Annotated in this window: 10 protein-coding genes; 7 read left to right on the top strand and 3 right to left on the bottom strand. The window is 62.9% G+C overall.

Going from position 1 to position 12887, the window contains the following annotated elements; all coding sequences use genetic code 11:
* Window positions 1-6 precede the first annotated feature (6 nt).
* The 5 genes from ppx to JL05_RS10595 all read left to right on the top strand — a co-directional run bounded on the left by ppx (window position 7) and on the right by JL05_RS10595 (window position 7522).
* Window positions 7-1557 (top strand): exopolyphosphatase, encoded by a 1551-nt coding sequence (ppx, locus tag JL05_RS10615; RefSeq protein ID WP_033632396.1) that lies wholly within the window; start codon window positions 7-9, stop codon window positions 1555-1557.
* A 181-nt stretch (window positions 1558-1738) separates the two neighbouring features.
* Window positions 1739-1921: a YfgG family protein gene (locus JL05_RS10610; RefSeq protein WP_004941600.1), complete on the top strand. Its 183-nt coding sequence runs from the start codon at window positions 1739-1741 to the stop codon at window positions 1919-1921.
* A gap of 103 nt (window positions 1922-2024) precedes the next feature.
* A complete protein-coding gene (gene mgtE, locus JL05_RS10605) occupies window positions 2025-3458 on the top strand; it encodes a magnesium transporter (protein ID WP_004941597.1) in 1434 nt (477 codons plus the stop codon).
* A gap of 185 nt (window positions 3459-3643) precedes the next feature.
* The gene (locus JL05_RS10600; protein ID WP_033632395.1) at window positions 3644-6973 is read left to right on the top strand and encodes a diguanylate cyclase; all 3330 of its coding nucleotides are present in this window, start codon (window positions 3644-3646) and stop codon (window positions 6971-6973) included.
* A gap of 195 nt (window positions 6974-7168) precedes the next feature.
* Window positions 7169-7522: a DNA-binding protein gene (locus JL05_RS10595; RefSeq protein ID WP_033632394.1), complete on the top strand. Its 354-nt coding sequence runs from the start codon at window positions 7169-7171 to the stop codon at window positions 7520-7522.
* A gap of 8 nt (window positions 7523-7530) precedes the next feature.
* Here JL05_RS10595 and alkA read toward each other — a convergent pair whose 3' ends face one another.
* The gene (gene alkA / locus JL05_RS10590) at window positions 7531-9021 is read right to left on the bottom strand and encodes a DNA-3-methyladenine glycosylase 2 (RefSeq protein WP_033632393.1); all 1491 of its coding nucleotides are present in this window, start codon (window positions 9019-9021) and stop codon (window positions 7531-7533) included.
* Between the two features lie 164 nt (window positions 9022-9185).
* Here alkA and yegD point away from each other — a divergent pair, with 164 nt between their 5' ends.
* Entirely contained in the window at window positions 9186-10538 is a 1353-nt protein-coding gene (gene yegD, locus JL05_RS10585) for a molecular chaperone (RefSeq protein WP_033632391.1), read from the top strand.
* Window positions 10539-10587: 49 nt separating this feature from the next.
* A complete protein-coding gene (locus tag JL05_RS10580; RefSeq protein WP_033632390.1) occupies window positions 10588-11154 on the top strand; it encodes a GNAT family N-acetyltransferase in 567 nt (188 codons plus the stop codon).
* Here JL05_RS10580 and JL05_RS10575 read toward each other — a convergent pair.
* Complete coding sequence (locus tag JL05_RS10575) at window positions 11151-11768, bottom strand: pyridoxamine 5'-phosphate oxidase family protein (RefSeq protein WP_033632389.1); 618 nt, start codon at window positions 11766-11768, stop codon at window positions 11151-11153. The two genes, JL05_RS10580 and JL05_RS10575, sit on opposite strands and share 4 nt — an antisense overlap.
* 61 nt (window positions 11769-11829) lie before the next feature.
* Window positions 11830-12783: an aldo/keto reductase gene (locus JL05_RS10570; protein ID WP_033632388.1), complete on the bottom strand. Its 954-nt coding sequence runs from the start codon at window positions 12781-12783 to the stop codon at window positions 11830-11832.
* Between the last annotated feature and the right edge of the window lie 104 nt (window positions 12784-12887).

Raw genomic sequence — 12887 nt, 5'->3', positions numbered from 1 at the left:
GCAACTATGCCGCTAAAAAACACTGCAACGAACAAACCGCAGGAAATCGCCGCCATCGACCTCGGGTCGAACAGTTTCCACATGGTGATCGCCCGCGTCGTCAACGGCGCCTTACAGGTATTGGGCCGTTTAAAACAGCGGGTGCATCTCGCCGACGGATTGGACAGCAACAACGTACTCAGTGAAGAGGCGATAGAACGCGGCCTGGCCTGCCTGGCGCTGTTTGCCGAACGGCTGCAGGGCTTCCCGGCGGATAACGTCACCATCGTCGGGACCCACACCCTGCGCCAGGCGGTGAACGCCGAAGTGTTCCTCAAGCGCGCCGCCAAAGTGATCCCCTACCCGATCGAAATCATCGCCGGCCAGGAAGAAGCGCGTCTGATCTTCATGGGCGTGGAACACACCCAGCCGGAGAAAGGCCGCAAGCTGGTGATCGACATCGGCGGCGGCTCCACCGAGCTGGTGATCGGCGAAGACTTCGAGCCGCTGCTGGCGGAAAGCCGCCGCATGGGCTGCGTCAGCTTCGCCCAGCTGTTCTTCCCGGGCGGCGAGATCAGCAAAAACAACTTCCGCCGCGCGCGGCTGGCGGCGGCGCAGAAGCTGGAAACGCTGGCCTGGCAGTACCGCATTCAGGGCTGGCAGTACGCGCTGGGCGCCTCGGGCACCATCAAGGCCGCCCACGAAGTGCTGGTAGCGATGGGTGAAAAAGACGGTCTGATCACCCTGGAACGCCTGGAAATGCTCGCCGAACAGGTGCTGCAGTTCAAAAGCTTCAGCTCGCTGAGCCTGCCGGGGCTGTCGGAAGATCGCCAATCGGTGTTCGTGCCGGGGCTGGCTATCCTGTGCGGCGTGTTCGATGCGCTGGCGATCCGCGATCTGCGCCTGTCTGACGGCGCGCTGCGTGAAGGCGTGCTGTATGAAATGGAAGGCCGTTTCCGCCACCAGGACATCCGCAGCCGCACCGCCAAAAGCCTGGCCGATCACTACAACATCGACCGCGAACAGGCCAAGCGGGTGCTGGAAACCACCGAGCTGCTCTATTCGCAGTGGATGGCGCAAAACACCAAGCTGGTGCATCCGCAATTGGAAGCCCTGCTGAAATGGGCCGCCATGCTGCACGAAGTGGGGCTGAGCATCAACCACAGCGGCATGCATCGCCATTCGGCCTACATTCTGCAAAACTCCAACCTGCCCGGCTTCAACCAGGAACAGCAGCTGCTGTTGGCGGCGCTGGTGCGTTTCCACCGCAAGGCGATCAAGCTGGAAGAGCTGCCGCGCCTCAACCTGTTCAAAAAGAAACACTACCTGCCGCTGATCCAGCTGCTGCGTCTGAGCACCCTGCTCAACAACCAGCGCCAGTCGACCACCACGCCGGAAACGCTGCGCCTGACCACCGACGACAACCACTGGACGCTGCGCTTCCCGGCCGGCTACCTGGCGCAAAACAACCTGGTGCAGTTGGACTTCGAGCGCGAGCAGGCCTACTGGAACGACGTCGTCGGCTGGAAGCTGCTGATCGACGAAGAAGGTTCGCAAGACGAACAGCGCTCCGCCTGATCCCCCGCCCCCTGCCAGCCAGGGGGTTTTTCTTTCCGCCCCCGCTCCGCCAACCTAAACGAAACCCTAATACGGCGCGCCGCTCGCCGGAAAAAAATGGACAACTTTTGTCATCAGCGCCTAAAATCCGGTTACAAATTCTCGAGCGAATAACACAGGACACCGGCATACCGGGTGATATATGCGCAAGAAAACCACCGGACAGATGACGAAGATAGTGTTGTTTATCAGCTTTATCATTTTAGTCGGCCGACTGCTGTACGCCGCCGTGGTGGCGGTGCCTCATCATCAGGAAAAAAAGCAGGCCGCTGCGCAAAACGCCGCCGAAGTCAGCGCGCCGCAACAGGACGCCTCCTCTGAATAACCGCCGCGCCCCGTCCGTTTCATAAAAATGACTCCGGCACTCGCTATGCTCTATCTTTTAATGAGCCTGCGTCAGGAACGCCGAGCGCCCGTTAAGGAACACCATGTCAGCCGCAACCCATAACGTCAAAAAAGTCGCTGAACACCGCCAGCGCATTCTCACTCTGTTGTTGAACAATAAGGAATTGGTCGACGGCATTCTCGGCCGGCCAGGGGATGAACACGCCCTCAGCCAAAGCGAACTGCTGAACCAGACGGCGGAAATCACCGGCCTGCTGGACGACATGCACGCCGCCGACCTGGCGGACCTGCTGGAGGCGCTGCCGCAGGACGAACGCATGGCGCTGTGGCGGCTGGTGGGCAACAGCAAGCGCGGCCAGACGCTGGTGGAAGTCGCCGAACCGGTCTGGGACAGCCTGATCGAGGAAATGAGCGATAAAGACCTGCTCAAAGCGATCAAAACGCTGGACGTGGACGAACAGGCCTATCTGGCGCAATACCTGCCGCGTAACCTGATGGGCCGGTTACTGACCTCGCTGGAGCCGGAGCAGCGCGCTCAGGTGCGCGAGATGAGCCAGTACGCCAAAGACAGCGTCGGCTGGATGATGGATTTCGAACTGGTGACGGTGCGGCCGGACGTCACGCTCGGCGCGGTACACCGTTTTTTGCGCATGCGCAAAACCATTCCCGACGCCACCGATAAACTGTTCGTCACCGATCGCAAAAACACCCTGCTGGGCGAACTGCCGCTCACCGCAGTGCTGCTGAACGACCCGGAAATCCCGGTGCGCGAAGTGATGGACAGCGATCCCGCCACCTTTCAGCCTGAGGACAAGGCCGATGAAGCGGCCGGCGCGTTCGAACGTTATGACCTGATCAGCGCCCCGGTGGTTGACGCCAAGGGCAAACTGATGGGCCGCCTGACCATCGAAGAGATCGTCGACGCCGTCAACGAAGAGAGCGACACCAACCTGCGCCGCATGGGCGGTTTGAGCCCGGAAGAAGACGTGTTCGCCCCGGTCAGCAAGGCGGTTAAAACCCGCTGGGCCTGGCTGGCGATCAACCTCTGCACCGCATTCATCGCCTCGCGGGTGATCGGCCTGTTCGAGCACACTATTTCCCAGCTGGTGGCGCTGGCGGCGCTGATGCCGATCGTCGCCGGCATCGGCGGCAACACCGGCAACCAGACCATCACCATGATCGTGCGCGCGCTGGCGCTGCACCAGATCGAAGTCGGCAACATCTCGCGCCTGATGCTCAGAGAGCTGGGCGTCGCCATCATCAACGGCGTGGTGTGGGGCGGCATCATGGGCGTGATCACCTGGCTGCTGTACGGCGACGCGGCGATGGGCGGCGTGATGACGTTGGCGATGCTGCTCAACCTGCTGCTGGCGGCGCTGATGGGCGTGGTGATCCCGATGACCATGCTCAAACTGGGCCGCGATCCGGCGGTCGGCTCGAGCGTGCTCATCACCGCGCTGACCGATACCGGCGGCTTTTTCATCTTCCTCGGTCTCGCCACCCTGTTCCTGCTGTAAGACGCTCAAAGCCGGCCCCGCGCCGGCTTTTTCGTCATTCTGTCGCCGGGTTTGCGCTAACGCAGTAAAGTCGGCCCTCCCGGTAGGTTTTCCTCCCGCGCTGTACTACCCTTTTTCAATAAATCATCTTGATTCATCCACGTCATGAATCCAATCACTGGCAGAGGTCATCGGTAAGGATGTCTATGGATATCAGCGCGCCGAACGCGTTCGGCACACACAAAGGCGTTATGCTGACACATTCTCTGTTCGTGGCGCTGGCGACATTTTTGCTCGCCTTGCTGAGCCTGTCGTTATCCAGTGAGGCTCATCACTTCACGCCGCTGTGGTTCCCGACCGCCGCCGCGATCGCCGTGTTGTATCGCCATCCCCCGCGTCATTGGGGTTTGCCGCTGCTGGCCAGCGGCACAGGCATCGTGCTCGCCAGCTTCCTGCTGTTCGGCCTCAGCGCCATTCCCGTCAAGCTGGCCGCCATCAACCTGCTGGAAGCGGCAGTGTGCGCTCTGCTGCTGCGCCGCACGCTGCCGGCGATCGATCCGCTGAGCGATCTGGGCTGTTGGCTGCGCTTCGTGGTCTGCGCGGTGATCTTTACCCCGTTGTTCAGCGCGCTGCTGGCCGCCGGACTGACCCCCACGCCGAACCAGACGTTTTGGCAATCGTTCGGCACCTGGTTCATCTCTGAGGCGATAGGGGTGCTGTCGCTGGCGCCGCTCGGGCTCACCTATCACCGCCGTCTGTTGGCCGGGCTGAATCCGTATCCGCTGCTGTTGACCCTGATGGGCTCGCTGGCCTTCAGCTATCTGGCGCTGACGCATCTGCCCTTCCCCTTTACCTTCGTCATCCTGCCGCTGCTGTGGGCGGCTATCGCCCTGTCGCGCTTCGAAACCTTCACCGTCTGTTTCTGCACTCTCCTGCTGATCACCGTCCTGCTGTCGCTGGGCCTGCTGCGCCTTCAGTCTTCCCAGCACACTTTCCTGGGTGAACTCGGCCTCTATCTGCCGATGTTGCTGATCCTGATCCCGGCGCACGCCATGGCGATGGTGATGCACACCTTCCGGGTGGAAAAGCAACATATCGTCGAGAGCGAAAGCCGCTTTCGCAGCGCGCTGGAGTATTCCGCCATCGGTATGGCGCTGGTGTCGCCGGAGGGCAAATGGCTGCAGGTTAACCAGGCGCTGTGCAAGCTGCTCGGCTATCCGCCCGAAAGACTTTATCGCCTGACCTTTCAAGAGATCACTCACCCGGACGATCTGAACGCCGACCTGACCCAACTGCACGAACTGCTCGACGGCCATATCAGCAGCTACACCATGGAAAAGCGCTATATCCGCAGCGACGGCCAGACAGTCTGGGCGCTGCTGGCGGTCTCGCTGGTGCGCGACGGCGAAGGCCGGCCGTTGTACTTCATCTCTCAGGTGGAGGACATCAGCGACCTTAAGCGCAGCGAGGCGGAGAACAACCGGTTGGTGGAGCGCATCACGCTGGCCAACCAGGTGGGCGGCGTCGGCATCTGGGAATGGGTGATGAGCCAGGAAAACTTCACCTGGGATCAGCGCATGTTCGAACTCTACGATCTCACCCCCGACCAAACGCCGACGCTGGCGTTGTGGCGCACCCTGCTGGTGCCGGAAGATCGCGAGCGCACCGATCGCGAGCTGGCCGAGATCCTGGCGCAGCCGCGGCCATTCATCATGGAATTTCGCATCATCACGCGCAGCGGCAAACTGCGCCATATCCGCGGCCAGGGCAACGTGATCCTCGACGACCAAGGCCGCCCGCTGCGCCTGATCGGCACCAATATCGACATGACCGAACTCAAGAGCCTCGCCGAGGCGCTGCACGAAGAGAAAGAGCGCCTGCACATCACCCTCGACGCCATCGGCGAAGGGGTGATCTCCACCGACAGCCACCAGCGCATCACCTTTATGAATCCGGTGGCGGAACAGATGTGCGGCTGGCCGCTCGACCTGGCGATCGGCATGCCCGTCGCCGGCGTGGTGCGCCTGACCAACGGCAAAGACGGCCCGGAAATCGAAAACCTCACGCAATACCCACGGCAATGGCCGGCGGATTATGCGCTGGTGCTGCACAGCCGCGACGGGCGTTATTTCGACGTACAGCAGTCGGTCTCACCGCTGAAAACCCTCGACGGGGAAACCATGGGTGCGGTGATGGTGCTGCAGGACGTCACCGCCTCGCGCGAACTGATGAAAAAACTCAGCTACAGCGCCTCGCACGATGCGCTGACCGGATTGCCGAACCGCACCCGCTTCGAGAAACAGCTGAAAGCGGCGATCGTCGCCGGCGGGGAACCGTCGTCGCCGCATTCGCTGGTGTTCCTCGATCTGGATCGGTTCAAGGCGGTGAACGACACCGCCGGCCATGCGGCGGGCGATGCCCTGCTGCGGGACATCGCCCAGCTGATGCGGCATCAGCTGCGCCATAGCGATTGCCTGGCCCGGCTGGGCGGCGACGAGTTCGGTCTGATCCTGTACGACTGCCGGCTGGAACAGGCCAAATCGCTGGTGCAGCAAGTGGTTAATCAAATCAGCCAGCACCCGTTCTACTGGGAAGGGAAGATTTACCGCGTCGGCGCCAGCGCCGGCATCACACGCATCAGCGCCGACGCCAAAAGCAGCGAACTGCTGGCGCAGGCCGATATCGCCTGCTACACCGCCAAGCACCAGGGGCGCGGCCAGGTTTATCTGTACGAAACGCGGCAGAAACAGCTGCTGGAGCGGCAGCACGAGGTGCTGAGCCTGCAGGAAGTGCAGACGATCATCAGCGAGGGGCAACTGCGGCTGCTGACTCACGCGGTCGCGCCGCCGGCGACGCCGCTGTCGGCCGCGTTTCACCAGGTAACACTGCAGGTGATGGCGCCGGACGACCGCCCGCTGTCGCACGAGGCGTTCATCGCCGCCGCGCAGCTGTACGGCCTGATGCCGGACATCGACCGCTGGACGGCGGCGCAACTGCTGGTGAAATATGCCGACGACATCAAACGCAAAGGGCTGTCGCTCGCGCTGCCGCTGGCCATCGACAGCCTGCTGAGCGCCGACTTCCAGCGCTACCTGACGGAAACGGTGCGCGCTTCCTCGCTGCCGCCGCAGGCGCTGCTGTTCAGCGTCGATGAGGCCGCGATACTGGAGCACGCCGCGCAGTGTCGGGCATTTCTCCGCGAACTGCAGCAGCAGGGCTGCCGGCTGATCGTCAACGGCTTCGGACATAACATCAATGCGTTCGATGAACTCAGCGATCAGAAGATCGACATCATTCGTATCGATGAGCGCTTTATCACCAACGTGCACTGCAACCAGATGGACGAGCTGATGGTCTCGATGCTCAACGGCGCGGCGCATCGCATTAAAGCGCAGACCTTCGCCGGGCCGGCTCACCAGCCGGTGACGCTGCAGGCGCTGCGCGATATCGGCGTCGATCTGGCGGACGGCGACCAGGTGGCGCTGGAGCAGCCGCTGGCGGTGTTGCTCAACGACGGCTATTTCGGCATCCGTTAACCTTCTCCCCCCTCTCAGGCGCCGTCTCCCGGGCGGCGCCTCGCATCTCGTTCGTTACATGATATTAACCAAGACAAGATTAGTGATATAAATAACACCTGAAGCTTAAACGATTAAGTAAGATGAAGCGCCCATGCGACTATCAGCGTTTCCGTTGATTTTCCTCGGCAGGTGATGGCTCAGGGATAAGGGACTATGGAAAAGAAATGGTTTTCCGCCAGGGAACTGATGGGTAAGGCGGGGTTGCCTTCAACTCCGCAAGGGGTCAATTTGATGGCCCGGCGTGAAGGCTGGGTCAGCCGCCGCCGCAGCGGCGTACAGGGCAAAGCGCTGGAATACCATATCGACAGTCTGCCGTTCGGCGCGCGCAGCCTGTCGGCGTTGCGCGAAACCGACCATCCGGATTACGACGTCAAACGCCAGGATCCGATACGGGTCTGGATCGAGTATTACTACCACCTGACGCCGGCCGAGCGGGAAAAGCTGCTGGCGTTCCTGATGCGCGAGGGCATGAGCCGCCTGCTGCAGCTGATCGCCCCCCCTCGCTAGCTCTGCGTTCAACTCTCCCCTTCCGGCGCCCAGCCGCCGTTGTGCCACAGATGCAGCGTGGCGTAAGAACGCCACGGGCGCCAACGTTCAGCGTAGCGTTCTATCTGGCGCGGCGTCATGCCGGGAAAACGCTGTTTGATCAGGTAATCGCCGGCCAGGAACACGTCCGGCCACGACCAGGCGCGCATCGCGATATAGCTGGCGGTCCAGCTGCCGATGCCCGGCAGCGCGGTCAGCGCCTCGATGCCCTGTTCGATATCCAGCACGTTATCGAGCTGCAGCCGCCCTTCGCCCAGCGCGCGGGCGATCTCGATCAGCGCCGCCGCGCGCTTCAGCTGCACCCCGAGCGGGCGCAGTTCTTCGGGCTGCAGCTGCGCCACCCGTTCTGCGGTGGGGAAGACATGGGTGATGCCCTCATGCGGCGTCGCCAGGGCTTCTCCCCAGCGTTCAGCCATCCGCCCGGCGAAGGTCGCCGCCATTTTTACGCTGACCAACTGGCCCAGCACCGCCCGCGCCGCCTGCTCGAAACTGTTCACGCAGCCCGGCAGGCGCAATCCCGGCGCATCGGCCGCCAGCGAACCCAGCGCCTCATTGATGCGATCCGGCGCGGCATCCAGATCAAACAGCAGGCGCACCCGGCGCAACACCTCCGTCGTCACCAGACTGAGCGCAGGCGCGATCTCTACCCGAACCCGATTGCGCGCTTCTTCCGGCTGCACGCTGACCCAGCCGCGGTGTTCCGTGCCGCCCTGGCTGACGGCGATCGAGCGCAGGTAGCGGCGTCCGTCGACCCGCTCCACGCCCTGCACGGCGCGCGCCTGCAAGAAATTCAGCATGCGCTCCCAGTCATAGGGCGGCCGATAGCCCAGGTGAAACACCAGCCCACTGGCGGCGGCCCGTTCACCGCGCGCGCCGCCGCTGCGCAGCGCTGACGGGATCAGGCGATAGCGCGCCTTGAACAGCTCGTTGAAACGCCGCAGGCTGCCGAATCCGGCGGCGAACGCCACCTCGCTGAGCGGCAGATCGGTGTCCGCCAGCAGGCGTTTGGCCTGCAGCAGCCGATGCGACTGCGCGTAATCGATCGGTGAGGCGCCAAACTGTTCGGCGAAAATGCGCCGCAGATGGCGATCGGAAATGCCCAGCCGCGCCGCCAGCGCTTCGCAGCTGTGTTCAGACAGATAGCCCTGCTCGATGAGCTGCACCGCCACCTGCGCATAGCGGTTGCCCAGGTCGATCAGCGCCAGGCCGGGCGCCAGTTCCGGTCGGCATTTGAGGCAGGGGCGAAATCCCGCCAACTCTGCCGCCGCCGCGCTCGGATAAAAGGTGCAGTTTTCCAGCTTCGGCGTGCGGGCGCTGCACACCGGGCGACAATAGATGCCGGTGGAAGAGACGCCGACGAAAAAACGGCCGTCGAATTTGCGGTCACGCGCGCGCAGCGCGTCGTACAACGCTTGCTGTTGAGTATTCATGGCAACGCTCGGGGTCGGTTTTTTCTGCATTATGGGGCTCGGCTGGCGTGCTGACGTGCGGAATTCGGACATTAAGTTAAGCACGCCGCCGCCGCGCCCGCTAAATTTTTCGACACTCGCGCATTGGCGCATTGCCCGCCGGCCCCGTCTCGGGTAAAGTCGCCCCCCTTCATTGGCATGGGGACAAAAAAGAGATGTTTATTGGATTCGATTACGGGACCGCCAACTGTTCCGTTGCAGTGATGCGCGACCACGGCCCCGAGCTGTTGACGCTGGAAAACAACGCGCCGTATCTGCCTTCGATGCTGTGCGCGCCGACCCGCGAAGCGGTGAGCGAATGCCTGCACCGCCATTGGCAGATCCCGACCGGCAGCGAAGAAAACCAGCAGTTGCTGCGCCGCGCCATCAGTTACAACCGCGAAGAAGACATTCCGGTCAACGGCGACAGCGTGCTGTTCGGTCTGCAGGCGCTGGCGCACTACATGGAAGATCCGGAAGAGGTGTACTTCGTGCGCTCGCCGAAATCCTTCCTCGGCGCCAACGGCCTGAAGCCGCAGCAGATCGCGCTGTTCGAAGACCTGGTGTGCGCCATGATGTTCCACATCAAACGCCAGGCGGAAAACGTGCTGCAAACCGGCATCGATCAGGCGGTGATCGGCAGGCCGATCAACTTCCAGGGCATCGGCGGCGACGAAGCCAACCGGCAGGCGCAGGGCATTTTGCAGCGCGCCGCCGAACGCGCCGGTTTCAAGGACATTGAATTCCAGTTCGAGCCGGTGGCGGCGGGGCTGGACTTCGAGGCGACGCTGAGCGAAGAGCAAACCGTGCTGGTGGTGGACATCGGCGGCGGCACCACCGACTGCTCAGTGCTGCTGATGGGGCCGCAGTGGCGCGACCGCGCCGATCGCCAGCAGAGCCTGCTGGGCCACAGCGGCTGCCGGGTCGGCGGTAACGATCTGGACATCATGCTGGCCTTCAAACAGCTGATGCCGCTGTTCGGCCTCGGCGGCGAAACCGCGAAGGGCATCGCCCTGCCGGCGCTGCCTTACTGGAACGCGGTGGCGACCAACGACGTGCCGGCGCAAAACGACTTCTACAGCGCCGCCAACGGCCGCGTGCTGCGCGATCTGATCCTCGACGCGGCGGAGCCGGAAAAGGTGAAACGCCTGCTGAAAGTGTACCAGCAGCGCCTGAGCTACCGACTGGTGCGTGCGGCCGAAGAGAGTAAGATCGCCCTGTCCGGCCAAACGGCCATCAGCGCGCCGCTCAATTTCGTGCAGGCCGATCTGGCGGAGAGCATCAGCCAGGATCAGCTCGCCGACGCCATCTCGCAGCCATTGATGCGCATTCAGGAGCAGGTCAGCGCCGCGCTGGCCAGCAGCCAGACCGCGCCGCAGGTGATCTACCTGACCGGCGGCAGCGCGCGTTCGCCGCTGCTGCGCGCCGCGCTGCAACAGCAACTGCCGGGCATTCCGATCGTCGGCGGTAACGACTTCGGCTCGGTCACCGCCGGGCTGGCGCGCTGGGCGCAAACGCTGTTCCGTTGACAGCCCAAGGGCGCGGCTCGCCGCGCCTTTGTTTATTGGAGGCCCTATCATGTCCACCTTGCTTACCCTCGACAGCGCCAGGCTGCGGCTGCGCCCCTGGCGCGACGACGATCTGCCGGCCTTCGCCGCGCTTAACGCCGATCCGCAGGTGATGCGCTATTTCCCGGCGACGATGACGGCCGAGGAAAGCCGCGCGCAGGCCGAACGCATCCGCGCCTTCATGCAACAACAGGGTTGGGGGCTATGGGCGGTGGAAGTGAAAGGCGGCGCGCCTTTTATCGGCTTTGTCGGGCTGGCGCGGCCGGGCGACGATCTGCCTTGCTCCCCCTGCGTGGAGATCGGCTGGCGGCTGGCGGCGGCTCACTGGGGCAACGGCTACGCCGCTGAGGCGGCGCGCGCCGCGCTGGCGTGCGCCTTCGACACGCTGCACTTGCCGGAAGTGGTGTCCTTCACCGCCGAAGATAACCAGCCGTCGCGCCGGGTGATGACGCGCATCGGTATGCGCTTCGACGGTGAAACCTTCCTGCACCCGCGCCTGCCGGCGGGACATCCGCTGCAAAAGCACGTCTTGTACCGGCTTAACCGGCAAACGTGGCGCGAACGCCACGGCGATTAATACAGCGTATCCTTCAGCCGCTGCGGCAGCGCGTTGTCGTACTCCTCACCGTCGAAGCGCGTTTGGCTCACCGCGGCCAAGATTTGGCCGGGGCTGGGCAGCGCCGAACGTTCGAGGCGGCGGCCCTCTTCCCACAACCCCGAACGCAAGATCGCCCGGCTGCACTGGAAGAACACCGCCTCCACCCGAATGCGCAGCACCGAACGCGGCAGCTGGTTGCGGTGGGCGAAGCGCTGCAGCACCGCCGGCGTCACCACGATCTCCGCCCGCCCGTTAATCCGCAGCGTTTCGCCGATGCCGGGGATCAGCAACAGCAGCGCCACCCGGTTATCGTGCAGGATATTGCGCAGGCTATCGATGCGATTATTGCCGCGCCGGTCCGGCAACAGCAGGGTTTTCTCGTCTTCGATCTGGATAAAACCGGCCGGATCGCCGCGCGGGGAGACGTCCATGCCGTCCGGCCCGACGGTTGAGAGGGCGGCAAACGGCGCCGCCTCGATAAACGGACGGTACGCCGGGTGGATATAGCTGACTTCTTTAAAAACCGAGGGCGCGGCGGGCTTGCCGTAAAGCTGTTCCAGCGCCGCGAGGTCGTTGATGATATCGCCAGACATTGCAGTTTCCTGAATAAGTCATATTGACCCCTTCAGCATAGAGCAAAATCGCCGGCGGCTCTTACTCAGCGCTGGCGTGGTTCAGCGTCTGAATGTCGTCCGCATCCAGCGTCAGGCGGGTGGCGCTGACCAACTCATCCAGCTGCGGCAACGAGGTGGCGCTGACGATCGGCGCGGTGATGCTCGGACGCGCAATCAGCCAGGCCAACGAGACCTGCGCCGGAGAGCTGCCGTGTTTGCCCGCCACCTGATCCAGCGCTGCCAGAATGCGGAAACCGCGCGGGTTCAGGTAGCGTTCGACGATGCGATCGCCGCGCTGGCTTTTGCCCTCGTCCGCTTTGCTGCGGTATTTGCCGGTCAGAAAACCGCTGGCCAGCGCGAAGAAATTGATCACCCCGAGCCCGTGGCGCTGCGCCACGCCTTCCAGCTCTGCTTCATACCCTTCGCGCGCATACAGATTGTATTCCGGCTGCAGGGTTTCGTAGCGCGCCAATCCGTTGTTCTCGCTCACCCGCAGCGCTTCTTCCAGGCGATCCGCCTGATAGTTGGAGGCGCCGATCGCCCGCACCTTGCCGGCCTTGATCAGCGCATCGAACGCCGCCAGCGTCTCTTCCAGCGGCGTATCGCGGTCATCGTCGTGCGACTGGTAGAGATCGATATAATCGGTTTGCAGGCGCCGCAGCGAATCCTCCACCGCCTGCTGAATATAGCGCGGCGACAGCCCCTGTTTGCCTTCGCCCATCGGTTTGCCCACCTTGGTGGCGATGATCACCTGGTCGCGCTTGCCGCTCTTCTTCAGCCATTCGCCGATGACGGTTTCCGATTCGCCGCCCCGGTTGCCCGGCGCCCAGCTGGAATAAACGTCGGCGGTATCGATAAAGTTGAGCTGATTGTCCACCAGCGCATCCAGCAGGCTGAACGAGGTCGCTTGATCCGCCGTCCAGCCGAACACGTTGCCGCCAAAGGTCAACGCCGGCACCTGAATGCCCGAACGGCCCAGTTGTTTCTTGCTCATCACAAAGGCTCCATGGGTTAAATGATTTGCCTGTTAATTATTAGTGCCAAATGCAGGAAACCGTTAAAACGTATTGGCTATAAGCTGAAACAAATCACTTATAA

Origin of the sequence: Serratia nematodiphila DZ0503SBS1, from assembly GCF_000738675.1 — a bacterium.
GTDB lineage: Bacteria > Pseudomonadota > Gammaproteobacteria > Enterobacterales > Enterobacteriaceae > Serratia > Serratia nematodiphila.
This window is presented reverse-complemented; position numbering and strand designations above follow the sequence as displayed.